The sequence below is a fragment of the Candidatus Viridilinea mediisalina genome, from assembly GCF_002532535.1.
GTDB lineage: Bacteria > Chloroflexota > Chloroflexia > Chloroflexales > Chloroflexaceae > Viridilinea > Viridilinea mediisalina.
Window position 1 is genome coordinate 1 of sequence record NZ_NQWI01000111.1, and the last position, 16868, is coordinate 16868.

Here is a 16868-nt window from a genome sequence, read left to right on the forward strand (position 1 = left end):
TGATGCGCTAAAACAGAGGCGGTTTTCACAGTTTCGGCTGAAAACCGGATAAAAGCCCGGGAAATCCAAGAGAGCCATACTTCATCACCAAGCAGTGGCTCGCAGGTAGATAGGCAAAGATCTCTGGGATATTGGGATGGCCAGGATTATTGAGCGCCACCAACAACTGCGCCTCGCGCTCAAAATGCTCCACAATCGTTCGTGTCCGTTCAGGCGACCAGGTTGGTTGCAATTTGAGCCGTTTAGCCACACACAAACGCTGCAACTGCCCATCCTCAACCAGATACGCCTCACCAAAGCCCCCCGCGCCTAAACGCTGCTCCACGCGGTAGCGTCCATCTGCGCCGAGCAGCGTGCCTAGTGCAAAACGCTGCTCGGCGGCCAACAGCCTACCACAGGCACCGCAGTAGCGGGCCACAAGACGATTGGCATGGCCACAACTATGGCAAGCGAGGGTTTGAGTCATTGCAGATTGCAGATTGTAGATTGTAGATTGTAGATTGCCGAACATGGAGCATTCTTGATTATGCCGCAAACCTATTTCCTATGTGCTCGTTGCTGTATCCTTCGATACCACCTCAGCCAACCGACAAGCACTGTTGATCAGCCCAATGTGGCTAAAGGCTTGTGGGTAGTTGCCGAGCGCAAAACCTGTGGCTGGGTCAACCTCTTCGCTCAAGAGACCGTGGGGGCTGGCGTAGCTGATCAGTTGCTCAAAGCGGCGCTGGGCTGCTTCTACCTCGCCGATGGCAATCAGCGCATCAACCATCCAGAAGGAGCAGAGCAGGAAGGCCCCTTCACCACCGCTGAGGCCGTCTTCGCTGTGGTAGCGGTAGACGAGAGCGCCCTCGCCCAGAACCTGATCAATCTGCTGTATTGTACTACGCACCCGCGCATCGTCGGGCGGCAGGAAGCCTACCATGGGGAGCACCAACAGGCTCGCATCGAGGTCGTCGGCACCATAGCGTTGGGTAAAAGCCTGCGCCGCTTCGCTCCAAGCATGCGCTACAATATCGGCATGAATCGCAGCGCAGGTACGCTGCCACAACTCACGATCATAGTCCCAGCCATGCTGTTCGGCCAACTTGATGCCCCGATCAAGCGCAACCCAACACATCAGGCGTGAAAACGTGAAGGCCGCCGCAGGCGAACGTACCTCCCAAATGCCCTGATCCAGCTCCTGCCAATGCTCACAGACAAAATCAATCTCGCTGCGTAACACGGCCCACTGCCAAGGGGCCAAGAGGCTGCCCTCCTGTTCGTAGAGGTAGGCGGCATCCAAAACGCCCCCATAGACATCCAATTGGCGCTGGTGGTAGGCATCATTGCCGATGCGTACCGGACGTGATCCCCGGTAGCCCTCAAGGTGGGGCAGAATCTCTTCGGTCAGCTTGGCCGCACCATCCACGGCATACATGATCTGCAACGGCGTCCCATGGCGGCGGCCCTGCTCGCCAAGCCAACGAAAGAAGGCACACGCCTCCTCGCGGAACCCCAAGCGGTAGAGCGCATCGAGCGTAAACGAGGCATCGCGCAACCAGGTATAGCGGTAGTCCCAATTGCGTTCGCCGCCGATCCATTCAGGCAGCGAGGTGGTGGGTGCGGCAATAATCGCCCCACTAGGCGCATAGGTGAGCAACTTGAGCGTAATGGCAGAACGTCGCACCAACTCGGCCCAAGGTCCTTGGTAGCTACAATGGGCAATCCATGAACTCCAAAAGGCGCGCGTCATCTCCAGTTCACGCGGAATCACCTCAAGCCGCGCCTCGCGCCCCGAGCAGAGCACACAGCACAACTGCTCGCCAGCCTGCAAGGTAACCTCCAAGGTCGCTTCAACCCCATCGTTCTGCCACGGGTGGCTACTCGCGAGGGCCAGCAGTTCACCGTGGGCTTCAAAGGTCAGCCCGCTGTCACTGTGCTTTAATCTGGGCATAGCCCGCCCATAGTCGGGCCGGGGGGCAAAACGGCCAACCAGGGTTACACTGCCCTCGGTGCAGCGCACCAACCGGAAGAGATCGTGTTCCGAGGTTGGCCCCTCCCATGGCGACATCCAATCCATCAATTCGACCCGCCCGTCAGCGGTGGCAAAACTGGTCAGCAGAATGGCACTATCTTCCTCATAGTGCTGCGTGCTGGTATAGCTCGCTTGGGGCGCAATGCGCCAACTGCCGCCCCGCACATGATCGAGGATGGCCGCAAAGATACTGGGCGAGTCGAAACGGGGCCATGCCAACCAGACCAACGCGCCATCCATGGCGACCAATCCGGCGGTGTGGAGATCGCCAATCAGACCGTGTTGGGTAATGGGAGGGTAGTTCATGTTTTTCCTTTCGTTATGGGGCTAAGCCCCAACCACCGCTTTTTGTTCCGTGTTGGCGGCGCAGCCGCCAACACGGAACAAAAAGTGTTTTCTTAAAGGCGGCTTCGCCGCCACCAACCCCCCGCCGGGAGGCGTGCAGATGATATACTATTGTACATGCTCAATGCTGCACACATTTGGCCGATTAGCGCCGAAGTGCGCTCCGGGCGGCTCTATTTGGGGGGCTGCGATACGGTTGCACTGGCGGATGCGTATGGTACGCCGCTCTATCTGCTTGATGAAGCAACGGTGCGCGGGGCGATGCGCGCCTATCAGACGGCCTTTGGCTCAACCGGGTTGCAAGTGCGGATCCATTATGCGAGTAAGGCGCTGCTCAACCTTGCGCTTGCCCAAATCGTAGCCCAAGAGGGCTTGGGCCTAGATGTTGTTTCGGGCACTGAGTTGCTCGTAGCGCGACGCGCTGGCCTGCCGATGGCCCATGTGCATATGCACGGCAATGCGAAGAGTGATGCCGAAATGGAGCGAGCCCTCACGTGGGGGGTCGGTTCACTCGTGGTAGACAATCTCGATGAGCTGGCGCGGCTGGCCCAACTGAGCGCGGGCCGCTCACAGCCCCAAGGCGTACTCTTGCGCCTGGCCCCTGAGATCGAGGCGGCGACCCATGCCCATATTGCGACGGGCGGCAGTGGATCCAAGTTTGGCCTGCCCCTAGCCGCCCTTCCTGCTGCGGTGCAACAGCTTCTGGCTACGCCGAGTCTGCGTCTGGATGGCCTCCATGCCCATATTGGTTCGCAGCTCTTTGCCCTGGATGAACTGTGCGCCACGCTGGAAGTATTGGTGCAAGCAGCCGCCCAGGTGCAGCGCGACTACAAGCTGACGATGCGTGAGTTGAGTCCTGGTGGTGGGCTGGGGGTACCCTATACGGCCACGCAGCCGCTTCCCGACCTGACGGAGTATGCGGCACGTTTGGCCCAGACGCTGCGTAGCGCCTGTGCCGCACACGGGCTACCCCTGCCCCGGCTTACCCTGGAACCGGGGCGTTCGATTGTTGCGCGTGCGGGAGTTGCGCTCTACCGCGTGGTGGCCCGTAAAGTGCAGCATGGCCAGGTGCAGTACCTGCACATTGATGGTGGCATGGCCGATAACCTGCGCCCGGCGCTCTATGGAGCAAACTACAGTGCCCTGTTGGCGAACCAGGCCAGTGCGCCGCCCGGCCCGCCCGTAGCAGTAGCCGGACGCTACTGCGAAGCGGGTGATGTGCTCCTGCGCGATGCAGCTTTGCCACCTGCGGTTCCAGGCGACCTGCTCGCAGTAGCGACCACAGGGGCCTACACCCTCAGCATGGCCAGCAACTACAACCTCACGCCCCGCCCGGCCCTGTTGTTGCTAGGCAACGGCAGCGCCCAGCTCATCCAGCGCCGCGAGCGCGAAGAAGACCTGTTGGCGCGTGATCATGTACTTGGGTAGTGTTATCCCAATTACCCTTGAACATGCTGCCTAATCAAGAACGCTAACGCCCATTGGGACGCCATGTTCGGCAATCTACAATCTACAATCTACAATCTACAATCTGCAATCCAAAATGGTATCACGGCACAACCTCAGCGCGGCGGGCGCGGGCTGCCCGTCCGCTGCTGATCACCCCCTCAATGGTATAGATTACCAAGGCGATCCAGACAATCACGAAGCCGGTGAGCCGTTCAGGGCTGAGGGCCTCGCCATAGAGGAAGACACCCAAGAGAAATTGGAGCGTTGGCGCGATATACTGCAACACACCAAGGGTCGTCATGGTCACCAAACGCGCCCCGGCGGCAAAGAGCAGCAGCGGGGCCGCCGTGGCCGCCCCCGAGGCAACCAGGAGCAGCGTTGTCCATGGGCCCATGTGCCAGAATGCACCACCTGTACTCAACTCAACAAAGACCAAAAAGACGAACGCAGGCACAAACATCGCCATGGTCTCCAGCGTAAAGCCCTCAAGCGAGCCCAGCGAGGCCGTCTTGCGCAGCAGCCCATAGAGGCCAAAAGAGCCCGCCAAGATCAGCGCAATCCACGGCGGAGTGCCATAGGTGATAGTAAGGAAGCTCACTCCCGCCAGTGCTACCACAATCGCAAGAGCCTGGCCGGGGCGCAAGCGTTCACGCAGAAAGACAACCCCAAGAAAGACATTGACCAAAGGATTAATAAAGTAACCCAAACTAGCTTCAACCACATGGTTATTATTGACCGACCAGATATAGAGCCCCCAATTGAACGAGAGCAGTATCGCAGTCAGGACAAAGACCCCCACCACCCGCCGATTACGTAGGGCTTGGCCAATCCAGCGCCAGCCCCCGCGCAGTGCGACGAGCAGCAAGGCTACAACGAGCGCCCACACAACCCGATGGGCCAAAATCTCGAGCGTCGGCACATGCGCCAGAGCCTTCCAAAAAATCGGTAATAGCCCCCAAAGAACATAGGCTCCGGCAGCGTACCATACTCCTCGATTCATGATGTTTTTGTTCCTCATAACTTCGCTATGATTGTTGCTGTTTGGCGGCGAAGCCGCCAAACAGCAACAATCATAGCTTTGCGGGGGCGGCTTCGTTTAACGGCGACGGTTGCCTTCTATAACTTCATAGCCCATGAATGGCAATGCTTCCGTCCCATGTTCCTCTGTGCCGTGTTCTTCCGCCACGGGCTCGTCGGTCATAGGTTCTTCTTCGGCCAGTGGCGCTTCCATTACGGGCTCGTCGGCCAGCGGTGCTTCCATTACGGGCTCGTCAGCCAGCGGGGCTTCCATCACCGGCTCGTCGGCCAGCGGGGCTTCCATTACGGGCTCGTCGATCAGCACCTCATCGTCCAGTGGCAGCCAATCATCAACCAAGGGATCGCCTTTGTAGCCACAGAAGATGGAGTTGCTGGCACGCGGTTGCATGTAGAAGCCCGGCCCTTGGTTGGCGATGTAGAGCATAGCGCAGAAGTAGGTCTCGTTGGGCACCTCGGCGGGAATGTAGAGTTCAAAGTGGAAGGTGCGCCCCTCGCCTGGCCCAAGGCTCACCGCCTGGGCCTCAGTGGGCTGGAATACACCATAATGTTCACTGCCAACTTCGATGATGCTCCAGACATTCAGATGCACCGTATAGGGTTGGCTATTCACCACACGTAACCCATAGGCGCAGAGCCCGCCCGCAGCAGGAATGTTCTCACAGCCATGATGATCAAAGAACTGGAGTGGTTTGGGTTCAATGAAGAGATCACCAAGATCGAATGCTTGCCCGCCATAGACCATGAATGGCCCTGAATCCGCAAAGACAAACTGCTCCACCTCGATGAAGAGGCGGTATTCACCCTGGGTGAGCGGGCGATCCGCGTCACTGGCGACAATCTGAAAGCGCCCATCAGCATCAACGCTCATGCTTGCCCGTATATCCCAGCAATCATCCTCAGTGCAGTAGCCCAAACTGATATAGTTGCGAAGATGGCCCAAGGGTTGGCCGGTATGGGCATGGACAATCCGCCCACTCACCGAGCCAATCAGGGGCAACGGATCGAGGGAGGCCACCTCCAGATCGTAGCGCGCCCCCGCAGCAACCACAAAGGGTCCCAGGGTGAGCGTGTGGTAGGCGTCGCTCCGCACGATCACCTGGTAGGTTCCGGCAAACAGGGGCCAATTGGGTTGGCTAGTAAAGCTAAAGCGATCCTGTTGAATATAGGTTTCTTGAACGGTCACGCAGACATCGAAGGAACAACGCTGGAGGAGCAGCATCATGTTCGGATCAGGATCAGCCCCAGTCCGCCCATCAACCAAGCGACCAGTAACGCCGCTTATCGGCTGAATCTCTTCAATGGTGAGCGCATAGCTGCCACCACTATAACCAGCACCCACAAAATCAAAATCGGAAAAGGCCGTCACCGCCAGGGTCACAATCCCATCCGCTGGCACCACCAGGTACATCGTTGGTTCAAGGCTTCCATAGGCGTCATCCACATACTGCAACAAGCTACAGTCGGAAGCAAACGCTCCCAAAAGCGGATCGCGCAACGTCCCCTGCCCCGAAGGATTGCCGCGAATCGCAAGCATCAATTGGCTACCGGGCGTAGCCGTCAGGCGAAAGAAGTCAACCCCCTCGGCATGCGCCGGCACTTCAGGGTTAGGCTCAATGCTCCCCCGTACCCGCACCGCCCCCGTGATCGCTCCCAGCACTTGCGCTTCGGCACAGGTACCATTTGGCCCCTGAGCCTCCACTTCACGCACCTGCTGAACAGGCGCTGCCGACGCTACCCCACCACCGTCAAATGCGAACAGGGCCGCCACACCAACACACAGCACCAGTATGCGACGTAACATCGCACCCTCCTTGGTAAAGCGCTACGCCTAAATTATAGTACGCTTTGCGACACCGTGTGCGGGGCGCGGGCTACCGCCCTGCAACCCGCTCTTGGGGCTGCGCCCCAAACCCCATTGTTTGTGCGATGTTGGCGGCTTCGCCGCCAACATCGCACAAGAAGGGTTTTGTTAGCGCGAAATAACGCCAAGAATCTCGCTGTCTTCGCCCCCTCTCCCGCTTGCGGGAGAGGGGGAAGGGGGGTGAGGGTCAAAGAGCACATCCCCACCAGGGGTGCTAGGCACAAATCATTCTCTGGGACGAAACAAAAGCCCCGCCCGCGACGTATAATAGCCCAAGGAGATGACATCTGTTCGGCTTGGGACGGCTCGCGCCCCTGACTACAGGAGTTTGCCTAGCGACGACATACGCCCCTGTGCGATGTCGCCGTCCGCGTGTGCCGCTTGCTGGGGCACGTTGGAGGTGACCAATGTTTACCACACTGCTTCGGGTTGGGTTCTGCTGTACGACGCTGGTTTTTTTGAGTGCATGTGCTGGCTTGGGCGCGACGCCAACGCCAACCCCCGATTTTTTTAGTGAGCCAGAGCCTGCGTTGGTGATTGTTGATGGTCGCGTCTTGCCGATCCGCCATGCCGAATTGCGCTTTGAACAGTCAGCGGCGGTAGCGGAGGTTTTGGTGACAGCAGGCACGCAGGTCGAGGCGGGCGCTGCCTTGGCGCACCTCGCAACCGCAGAGCATGAAGTGGCTGTCGCCCAGGCCCGCGCTGCCCTCGATGAAGCAATTGCCCAGTATGAACTGCTGCTCGCCGGTGCCCCCGAAGCAGTAGTTGCCGCTGCCGAGGCGCAGATCGCCCAGGCCCGCGCCGCCGCTCAACAGACCGCCGGGCGCGTTACTGCGGCAGAGATTCAGGCCGCCCGCGATGAACTGCAAGAGGCCCAAGCCCTGCTCGCTCGCCTCACCGCTGGCCCCCGTACGACCGAGTTGACCCAGGCGGAGGCGGCCCTTACCCAAGCCCAGACCAGTTTGCAGAGCCAGCGTGACGCCCTCTCAGCCACGAAGCATGATGCGGAATTGCGCCTGAGCCAAGCGGCCAATGTGGTACGTGATGCCCAGGATGCCTATAGTCGCATCTATTGGGAAAACATTGAGTTGGAACGGCGCTATACCGACGATGATCTGCCCCAAGAACGCAAGGATGCCGAGGCTGCCGCGTTGCGTGCTGTGGCCAGCAGTGAGGCGGCTCTTGAACAGGCCCACCTCGCCCTCGAACATGCCCGCCTCGCCGAACAGAATGGGATCGCTGCCGCTGAAGCGCAGATCACCCAAGCCGCAGCCCGCCGCGACCAACTGCTCGCCGGAGCCGATTCCGACCAGATCGCCGGGGCGCGGGCCCGCGTCAGTGCGGCTCAAGCGCGGCTCAATCAGTTGACCGGTAGCGCCCGTTCGGGCGAATTGGCCGCCGCCCAAGCCCGCGTGACCCAGGCCCAAGCCGGGCTCGCTGAGGTTGAAGCTGCGCCCCAACCTGCCGCCGTTGCCGCCGCCGATGCGCGCGTGCGCGTGGCTCAAGCCAACCTCGAACAGGCCGAATTGATGCTGGCCAAAGCAACCCTGCACGCCCCCTTCGCTGGCACCATTGTCAAAATCAACCTTGAGCAGGGTGTCCACCCCAACGCCCACGAGCCCGCCATCGTGCTGGCCGACATGAGCGCATGGAAGATTGAGACCAGCGACCTCACCGAATTCGATGTGGTGCTTGTCCGCGAAGGCGAGGTGGTACAACTGAGCTTCGATGCTATCCCTGACCTCTACCTCGAAGGCGTCATTAGCGCCATCGAAGCCCGTGGCACCGCCCATCAGGGCGATGTCATCTTCACCGCAACCGTCACACCGCGCAGTTGGGATGAGCGGCTACGCTGGAACATGACCGCAACGGTCTCGCTTGGAGATTTGTGATGAAGGGTGTAGCAGCGAGGAAATAGCTATTTTCTATTTGCTATTTTCTATTTTCTGTATCCTCCCATAAGGTAGCCTCATGCTCAGCCTCAAAAATCTCCTCCGCCGCAAGATGCGTACACTGCTCACCATGCTTGGGGTGGCGGTGGGGGTGACCGCCGTGATCGTGCTTTCCGCTTTTGGCGAAGGCATGGCCCGTGGCTTTAGTGTCAATGTGACCGGCAATGCCGACCTGCTAGTGAGCCAGAAGGATGCGGTGATGATTATGATCGGCTCGATTGATGAGTCGGTCGGCGATGAGATCGCCCGCATACGCGGTGTCGCGCAGGTTGATGCGACCGTGATTGGAATTGAGGCTACCCCCGATTCGCCCTATTTCCTCGTTGCAGGCGAGGATCCGCGTGGCTTTTCGCTCGCGCGCTACCAGATTGTCGCGGGCCGCCCGATCATCGCTCGCCGCGAGATCATGCTGGGGGCCCGTGCGGCTGAGAGTCTGCGTAAACAGGTTGGTGAAAAGTTTCGCGTTAATGAATTGACCTATACCATTGTTGGTATCTATGAAACAGGTGCCAGCTTTGAAGACAATGGCGCAGTCATTCACCTTGCCGATGCACAACGCTCGTTCGACCGCCGCCGCCAGGTGAGTTACTTCAAAGTCCAGTTGCACGATCCGCGTGATCGTGATGCGGTGAAGGAGGCCATTGAGACCCACTGGCCTGAGTTGGCCGTCACCCGCTCTGGTGATCCCTCTAGCCAAGATGAAATCCTCGAGGTCTATGGCTCTATGGGCTGGTTCCTGGGCATCTTTGCGATGCTCGTGGGCGGTTTGGGCATGATGAACGCCCAGCTCATGAGCGTCTTCGAGCGTACCCGCGAGATTGGCGTGCTGCGGGCACTAGGCTGGCGGCGACGGCGCATTGTCGGCATGATTGTTGGTGAAGCCCTAATCATTTCGGCTGCTGGAGGCCTGCTTGGGCTGCTAATGGCAATGGGCCTCGTGGCGCTGTTGGCCCGCTCGCCCGCCTTGGGCGGCTTCCTCAGTGGCACAGTTGAGCCTTCGGCCATTAGTCAGGCAATTATCATTGCGGGCGTCCTGGGGCTCGTGGGTGGGGGCTACCCCGCTTGGCGCGCCGCCCGCCTCGCTCCGGTTGAAGCCATGCGCTCCGAAGCGGGCGCGACGGTGCATTGGGGCTGGACGGCGCGCCTGCTCGCGCCGCTCATGCGCGGGCCAGCTTTGCGTAACCTCTTGCGCCGCCCGACCCGCAGCCTCATGGCGATGATCGGTTTGGGCTTTGGGGTTGGCCTGATTGTTGCCCTGGGTGGTATCGCCAATGGCGCAACCAGCCTCTTTACCGAACTACTCAGCGCCGGTCAAGCTGATGTCCTCGTACAACAGGCGGGCGTCTCCGATGCCATGTTCTCCTCGATTGACGAGCGCATCGCCGACCGCATCCGCGCCCACCCTGAAGTCAAAGCGGTCTCACGCCTTGTCTTTGGCGTAGCCAATGTGCCCGGCGTGCCCTTCTTCATGGTCTACGGCCTCGATCCACGCGAGGGCTATATTACACGCTACCGTACCACCGAGGGACGCAGCATCCAGCGCAACAATGAACTGATCCTCGGGCGCATAGCGGCCACAAGCCTCGATCGGGACGTGGGCGATACACTACGCTTTGCGGGGCAGACCTTCACAATTGTTGGCATCTACGAGAGCGGGATCAGCTATCAGGACAGTGGTGCCGTGATCAACATCCGCGAAGCCCAGCGTCTGCTCGGCAAACCGCGCCAGGTCTCGTTCTTGGGCATTACGCTACACAACCCAGATCATGCCGAACGGGTCGCGGCTGAAATTGAACAGCGCTACCCCCAACTCTTGGTCGCCCCCACCGCCGATCTCACCAGTCGCATGGCCGATTTTGCCACCATGGAGGCCATTTTTGGCGCCCTCATGGGCCTGATGCTGCTCGTGGGCGGCATTGTGATGATGAACGTCATGCTCATGAGCGTCTTCGAGCGCACCCATGAAATTGGCGTCATGCGTGCCGTCGGCTGGAGCAGCGGGCGCGTACTGCGCCTGATCATGACCGAATCGCTCGCCCTCAGCCTGCTCAGCGCGCTCATGGGCATTCTGATCGGCATTGGCATGAATGTGCTCTTTCAACTGACCCCCGACTACGGCGAATTCCTCACCGCCAGCTACAGCCTCAGCGACATGGCGCGGGTCTTTGTGATGGCCCTAGGGCTCGGCATTATTGGCGGCATCCTACCCGCCTGGCGCGCCGTGCGCCTACACCCGCTTGAAGCGCTGCGTGATGGTTCGTAGGAGCGGATATACCCAAAGCAGAACAGAAGAGCAGAAGAACAGAAGAACAGACGTACCGTTCGCTTCTTGTGCATCGCCGCAAACGTAAGCGAACGCAAAGAGCTATCGAAATGAATGAAGAAATCGTCCTTGAAACCCAAGCACTCACCCGCGTCTATGGCGAACGTGTGCCAGTGAAGGCGCTCGATGGGGTTGATCTGCAGATCAAGCGCGGCGAGGTGGTTGCGATTGTTGGCCCCTCCGGGTCGGGCAAGTCAACCCTTCTCAACCTGATTGGTGCGCTGGATCGCCCCAGTAGTGGCGATGTGATTGTCAATGGCACCTCTATCGCTAAGGTTCGCAACCTTGACCGCTTTCGTGGGCAGACCATCGGCTTTGTCTTTCAGAGCCACAACCTCTTGCCAACCCTCACCGCCTGCGAAAATGTTGAAGTTCCCATGTACGAACTACGGATGCGCGGCGGGCAGCGCCGCCGCCGTGCCCTGGAGTTGTTGGAGCTCGTAGGTTTAGCCAAACGCGGCGATCACCTGCCCAACCAGCTCTCTGGCGGCGAACGGCAGCGCGTCGCCATCGCCCGCGCCCTGGCCAATCAACCGGCTATTCTGCTTGCCGATGAGCCAACCGGCAACCTCGATACCAAAAACACGGCTGAAATCATGAAGCTACTCAGCAAGCTCAACCGGGAGCAGAACGTCACCCTCGTGATTGTCACCCACAACACCGAAGTTTCAGCCGCAGCCCAGCGGGTGATTACCATCCGCGATGGCAAGATTCAACGCGATGTGCAGATGGCGAGCGAGTTGGAGCGCGAACTGCTCGAACTCAAGAGTTCGGCCTTGGGCCAAGCCATCCTACGCGGCGAAGCACTCCCCCCGGCGCTACACGCAGTGGCCCCCCAGTTGCACGAATTGCTCGATCAGGTGTAGTATGTCTGAGATCCACGAACCGCTGATCCGGCTCGAACAGGTGAGTCGCTCATACGAGGAAGCCGGACGTACCCGCGTCGTGTTGCATGAACTGAGTCTCAGTATTGCTGCGGGCGAGTTGGTGGTGCTAGTGGGCAAGAGTGGTAGCGGCAAGAGTACGCTACTCAATCTCGTGAGTGGCATCGATCTGCCTTCAAGCGGTGAGGTCTGGGTTGCGGGGCGGGCGCTGGGCCGCATGAGTGAGCATGAACGCACGCTCTTGCGGCGACACGCGGTTGGCTTTGTCTTTCAATTCTTCAATCTGGTGCCAACCTTGACCGTGCTTGAAAATCTGCTGCTGCCCCTAGAATTGAATGGGCGCACGGGCAACGCGGCCCAAACCCAGGCCCAAGCAATGCTTGCTGCGGTAGGCTTGGCCGAACGGGGCGACAGTTATCCCGACCGGCTCAGTGGCGGTGAACAACAACGGGTTGCCATCGCCCGCGCCCTTGTTCACGATCCAGCGCTCATTTTGGCCGATGAGCCAACTGGGAATCTCGATGCAGAGACGGGCGGCTATGTGCTTGACCTGCTCGAACGGCTTGTACGCACAAGCGGCAAGACGCTCCTGATGGTTACGCACAGCGCTGAAGTTGTCGGTCGCGCTGATCGGGTACTCCGCCTACGCGAAGGGCGCGTGTTGCTAGAAACGATCTGAGAAGCTGTCTGAAAAGCCGGGGGCATACGCTAGAGTGCCGGCTTTAGCCGGCTGAAGCCGGCACTCCAACGCCAGACCATAGATTTTTCAGACAGCCTCTGAACTGCTCAAGGAGTTGTAACTGATCGAGCTACACTCAAGAGGGTTCTTGCTTCTCTCCAAAACAGAAGGGTTTGTTACACAATGACTACGGCTCTCGAACTACGGCGTTTTAAGGCACCACGTTGGATTCACACTGAGGCAGGCCAGTGGGCCTATGAGTCGAACGAAGAGTGGCGCCGCACTGCCAATCAAACTTTTGGGGTTGAAGAGCGCCGCCTCCTGCTCAATAAGGCCGAAGCAATGCACAACCAGCGCCCGGCAACGAATGAGACAAACTCGTAGGGGCACACTCGTCACTGGTCACTCGTCGCTCATCACGTAGCACTGGTAGTATGCCAAGCCCATTGGGACGCCATGTTCGGCAATCTACAATCTACAATCTGAAATGGTATTACGTCTCATCTACAGGTCTATGCAACGCCACTGCGAGGCTCTACAATGAAGGTACGAACGGTAACAAGGCCGTTCCTTCAACTAAGGAGTACCCTATGAGCCACGAGATTCATGCGGACCATAGCCATGTTCACAGTGAGCATTGTGGGCATCTGCGGATTGAGCATGACGGCCACGTAGACTACCTGCATGATGGTCATCTGCACCATCCCCACGAGGATCACTATGATGAACATACGATCGCGGTGAGTGATACCAACCCTGATGGGTGTGCCCCGGTTGAGTGTGCATGTACGCATGATGGCTGTGGCCACCCGCTCGTGCCCCATGGCGATCACTTCGACTACTTGGTGAATGGTCGCCTGCACCATCGCCACGGCGATCACTGTGACGACCATGGCCCAATTACTGTGTTGAGCTAGTTGCAAGCGGGTTTGCGAGAACTAGGTTTCTCTCAAACCCGTTGCTATTTCGCCTTGGCCAAGCGTCGCTCGAGCGCAGCAATATCGCGCTTGAGCCCATCATTCTCTGGGTCGAGGGCTTGGGCACTGAGCAGCATCTTGTGGGCATCTTCGTAGCGCTTGAGTTGGGCATAGCCCAAACCAAGGGCGTGGCGAGCCGTGGCATCCTTGTCCGACGAGGCAACCGCCCCTTCCCACGCACGTACCGCCATATACCACATGCCCCGCTTGCGGTAGAGAACGCCAGTGTTGAAGGGTTCCGGCCCAGCACTGTTGCCCGCAACGCTCATGCGTACCTTGGGCGCAAAGAAGTCGCGGTGGCTGGCTACGGTGAGGCCAATGAAGACCATGAGGATGATGACGTTACAGAAGAGTATGCCCATCATGACGCCAGAGAGCATGTTCATAAAGCCCAGCGCCAGTTCAGCCGTCTCGGCATCAAGCTCATCAAGAAACGCAAACTCGGTCGTACCGACAATCAGCACAAAGAAGCCCAGTGCGCCTACATTGATGATCCCAAAGAGTACATTGCACCAGTGTAGAACGTAAGCCCAAACCTTGCGCTTCAAGAGCCCAGCAGTAAGCGAACCCAAAAGCGCGGTGATGATGATCGTGAAGATAACCACAAATGCCACAATGGAAACGGGCATAAGCCCATCCATGGCCATCCCCACAAAATCACCAACCTGCGCCAAATTAGCCAATAGAAAGAGCAATGTAAAGATGCCATAGATGCCAACGAGAATCTTGAGCGCAAGCGAACGTTCTTCACGGCGCTGGCCGATGGTCATCAGGCTCTTATGGCAGGCTGGACAGGAACGGTGACTTAGCCGCGTCGTCGCCCCACAGTAGGGGCAAGGCTCTTCGTCGGCTTCACCGCCAGGGATGATACTTGCTTTGGGTTGGGTAACGGCTGGGCCTGCTGGTAGTTCGCCTGTTTGCTCATTGGCGCTTGCAGCCACTGCAACGGTCGCCACTGCGGGTTGTTCGCCCATCATGCGCTTCCACCAGGGCAACTTGGGGGCAGGTGGTGCCTCTTGAGCTGGAAGTGGTTCGGTTGGGCCAGTGGCTGGCTCTGGCTCTGGCTCTGGCTCCGGCTCTGGCTCTGGCTCTGGCTCCGGCTCTGGTTCCGGCTCCGGCTCTGGCTTGGGCGGCTCGGCAACCATTGCGGCAATCGCAGCCACAGCCGACTCAACCTTGGGGTCTTCCTCGGCTGGCCCGTCGGCAGCATTGAGCCAAGGGGTGTCCGATTCTTCGCTGATCTGAGGTAACACAAGACCTGAGAGGGTTGAGGGCGGCTGGGCGGCGGGCGGCGAGGACGCGGGCGGCGAGGACGCGGGCGGCGAGGACGCGGGAGGTGGGGCGGCGGGCGGCGAGGACGCAGGAGGCGCAGCAGCGGGAGGCGCAGCAGCGGGAGGCGCAGCAGCGGGAGGCGAGGACGCGGGCGGCGAGGACGCGGGACGTGAGGACGTAGGCGGCGAGGACGCGGGACGTGAGGACGTAGACGGGGCCACACCAAGGCGTGCCAGCCCTTGGCGCGCATGGGTATTCTGCGGGTTAAGCGTGAGTACCCGTTCGAGGCATGTACGCTTCCGCTCAGGGCTTGTGGTCACCCCAGAGAGCCAGAGCCATGCCGTCTCGTTGCGTGGGTCGGCTTGCAGCACCTTCATCAGCATAGCCTCAGCCTCTTGGTTGCGTCCAGCGCGGGCAGCGGCCATAGCTTGAGCTAAAAGATTATTGCCACTCATACGCCAACCTCGTTCTACCCTTTGAGGATGCGTGAGGCGAAGCAACACTAGCTTCGCGTCCTCGCGTCCTCGCGTCCTCGCGTCCTCGCAAGTCGCTACGGAGCATCCCAGATAAACCTAATCCTTCCCCCATGATGTATTGTGCCACTCGCCCATTACCCGTTCGTAGACAACTTTCGTTGCTTGGGCAATGCGCGACCATGTATAGTACTCACGTACATCACGCAGGGCGGCTGCGGCCCGCGAGCGGGCCATATCGGGGCGGCTGAGGGCTGCAATAATGGCATCGGCAAGGGCCCGTGAGCTATCGGCGGGCACTACAAGGCCAGTGATGCCTTGTTGCACCACTTCGGCCAGACCACCCGCGTTACTCACCACAAGGGGGCATGCATTGGCTAAGGCTTCGAGCGCCACGATGCCAAAGGGTTCGTAGAGCGAGGGGAAGATCGCCAGATCGGCAGCATGGTAGAGCCGGTCGCGGTCTTCGTTGGCAATAAAGCCGGTAAAATGGACCTGGTCTTGGATGCCAAGCGCATGCGCTTGGGCCTTAAGGCCCTCCAAGCTTTCACCCATGCCAGCAATCACGAGGCGCGCCCGCAAGCGTGAGAGCACCAGTGGCCAGGCATCAAGCAGAACGTGCAATCCCTTCTCATAGACAATCCGCCCGACGTGGAACACCATGCGTTCATCATCGGCCACATAACGCCGCCGAAAGGTCAGCCAGTGATCCGCATCACGGAAGGGGGTTCCGCCAATATGCACCCCGTTAGGTACGACATCAATCTTATCGAGCGGAGTTTGGAAGTAGTCGCCCAACTGTCGCGCCATAAAATGGGAGCAGACAATCACGCGCCAGGCTTCATAGGCCAAGCGCCACTCGAGATCGTTAATGCGCTGCGCCGCTGGCCCGTGCAAAACCCCCCGCCCCCGCCCGCGCTCGGTGGCATGAATCGTAGCCACCAGCGGGATCTGCCAATGGTGCTTGAGGCTTGCCGCCGTTTCGGTGGCCAACCAATCGTGGGCATGAATGAGATCGAACGGGCCAACTTCGTCGCGTAGCGCCATGGCAGCTTGGGCCAGCACCCGGTTGCTCGCGGTCACAAAGCTCGGATAGTCGGCCCACGGCATTTCAGGCACGCTAACCCGCCGCACTTCGATCCCATCGCCCCCTTCAGCAAAGGCACCTTCGCGCAAACGGGGCGCAACCACCGACACGCGCACGTCATGCTCGACCAGAGCAGGTACTAGCTCAGCCACATGACGACCAAGTCCCCCCACGATGTGGGGAGGGTATTCCCAGGCAATTTGGAGTACATGCATAACGCTGCGATTATATAGCATGCGGCGGGAGTTTGGGGCGCAGCCACCGCGATGCTGGCTCGGTGGTTGAGCCTGCCGAAACCAGCCTGTCGAAGTCACCGTCGCGGTGGCTGAGCTTGTCGAAGCCAAGCGGCGCGGTGGCTGAGCTTGTCGAAGCCAAGCGGCGCGGTGGCTGAGCTTGTCGAAGCCAAGCGGCGCGGTGGCTGAGCTTGTCGAAGCCAGCGTCGCGGTGGCTGAGCTTGTCGAAGCCAAGCGGCGCGGTGGCTGAGCTTGTCGAAGTCACCGTCGCGGTGGCTGAG

General features: G+C 59.6%; 14 protein-coding genes. 7 read left to right on the forward strand and 7 right to left on the reverse strand.

Annotated features, from left to right (window positions below; genetic code table 11):
* Positions 1-25: 25 nt before the first annotated feature.
* Positions 26-511 (reverse strand): hypothetical protein, encoded by a 486-nt coding sequence (locus CJ255_RS17425; protein ID WP_097645377.1) that lies wholly within the window; start codon positions 509-511, stop codon positions 26-28.
* Positions 512-544: 33 nt separating this feature from the next.
* Positions 545-2320 (reverse strand): glycoside hydrolase family 15 protein, encoded by a 1776-nt coding sequence (locus CJ255_RS17430; protein ID WP_097645378.1) that lies wholly within the window; start codon positions 2318-2320, stop codon positions 545-547.
* A gap of 156 nt (positions 2321-2476) precedes the next feature.
* On the opposite strand from CJ255_RS17430, the gene lysA reads away from it, so the two are divergent.
* On the forward strand, positions 2477-3787 hold the full coding sequence (gene lysA, locus CJ255_RS17435) for a diaminopimelate decarboxylase (protein ID WP_097645379.1): 1311 nt from the start codon (positions 2477-2479) through the stop codon (positions 3785-3787).
* A gap of 121 nt (positions 3788-3908) precedes the next feature.
* Here the strand turns inward: lysA and rarD are convergent, their stop codons facing one another.
* Both rarD and CJ255_RS17445 read right to left on the reverse strand, forming a co-directional pair.
* Positions 3909-4808, reverse strand: a complete 900-nt coding sequence (rarD, locus tag CJ255_RS17440; protein WP_097645380.1) for an EamA family transporter RarD — start codon at positions 4806-4808, stop codon at positions 3909-3911.
* A 96-nt stretch (positions 4809-4904) separates the two neighbouring features.
* Positions 4905-6647 carry a hypothetical protein gene (locus tag CJ255_RS17445; RefSeq protein WP_097645381.1) on the reverse strand — a complete coding sequence of 581 codons (1743 nt, stop codon included), beginning with the start codon at positions 6645-6647 and terminating at the stop codon, positions 4905-4907.
* Positions 6648-7114: 467 nt separating this feature from the next.
* Between CJ255_RS17445 and CJ255_RS17450 the strand changes: the two genes are divergently transcribed.
* The 6 genes from CJ255_RS17450 (at position 7115) to CJ255_RS17475 (ending at position 13462) form a co-directional block, all read left to right on the forward strand.
* Positions 7115-8599 carry an efflux RND transporter periplasmic adaptor subunit gene (locus CJ255_RS17450; RefSeq protein ID WP_097645382.1) on the forward strand — a complete coding sequence of 495 codons (1485 nt, stop codon included), beginning with the start codon at positions 7115-7117 and terminating at the stop codon, positions 8597-8599.
* A gap of 79 nt (positions 8600-8678) precedes the next feature.
* Positions 8679-10922, forward strand: a complete 2244-nt coding sequence (locus tag CJ255_RS17455) for an ABC transporter permease (RefSeq protein WP_097645383.1) — start codon at positions 8679-8681, stop codon at positions 10920-10922.
* Positions 10923-11032: 110 nt separating this feature from the next.
* Positions 11033-11848: an ABC transporter ATP-binding protein gene (locus CJ255_RS17460; RefSeq protein WP_097645384.1), complete on the forward strand. Its 816-nt coding sequence runs from the start codon at positions 11033-11035 to the stop codon at positions 11846-11848.
* A gap of 1 nt (position 11849) precedes the next feature.
* Positions 11850-12545: an ABC transporter ATP-binding protein gene (locus CJ255_RS17465; RefSeq protein WP_097645385.1), complete on the forward strand. Its 696-nt coding sequence runs from the start codon at positions 11850-11852 to the stop codon at positions 12543-12545.
* 183 nt (positions 12546-12728) lie between these two features.
* Complete coding sequence (locus CJ255_RS17470; RefSeq protein WP_097645386.1) at positions 12729-12929, forward strand: hypothetical protein; 201 nt, start codon at positions 12729-12731, stop codon at positions 12927-12929.
* 206 nt (positions 12930-13135) lie between these two features.
* Positions 13136-13462: a hypothetical protein gene (locus CJ255_RS17475; RefSeq protein WP_097645387.1), complete on the forward strand. Its 327-nt coding sequence runs from the start codon at positions 13136-13138 to the stop codon at positions 13460-13462.
* Between the two features lie 44 nt (positions 13463-13506).
* Here CJ255_RS17475 and CJ255_RS22960 read toward each other — a convergent pair whose 3' ends face one another.
* The 3 genes from CJ255_RS22960 to CJ255_RS23705 form a co-directional block, all read right to left on the reverse strand.
* Entirely contained in the window at positions 13507-15249 is a 1743-nt protein-coding gene (locus CJ255_RS22960) for a tetratricopeptide repeat protein (RefSeq protein ID WP_124681991.1), read from the reverse strand.
* Positions 15250-15366: 117 nt separating this feature from the next.
* Entirely contained in the window at positions 15367-16569 is a 1203-nt protein-coding gene (locus CJ255_RS17485) for a glycosyltransferase family 4 protein (RefSeq protein ID WP_097645388.1), read from the reverse strand.
* Between the two features lie 10 nt (positions 16570-16579).
* Positions 16580-16868 (reverse strand): hypothetical protein (locus tag CJ255_RS23705; RefSeq protein WP_165774782.1); only part of this gene is annotated, 289 nt, incomplete at its 5' end.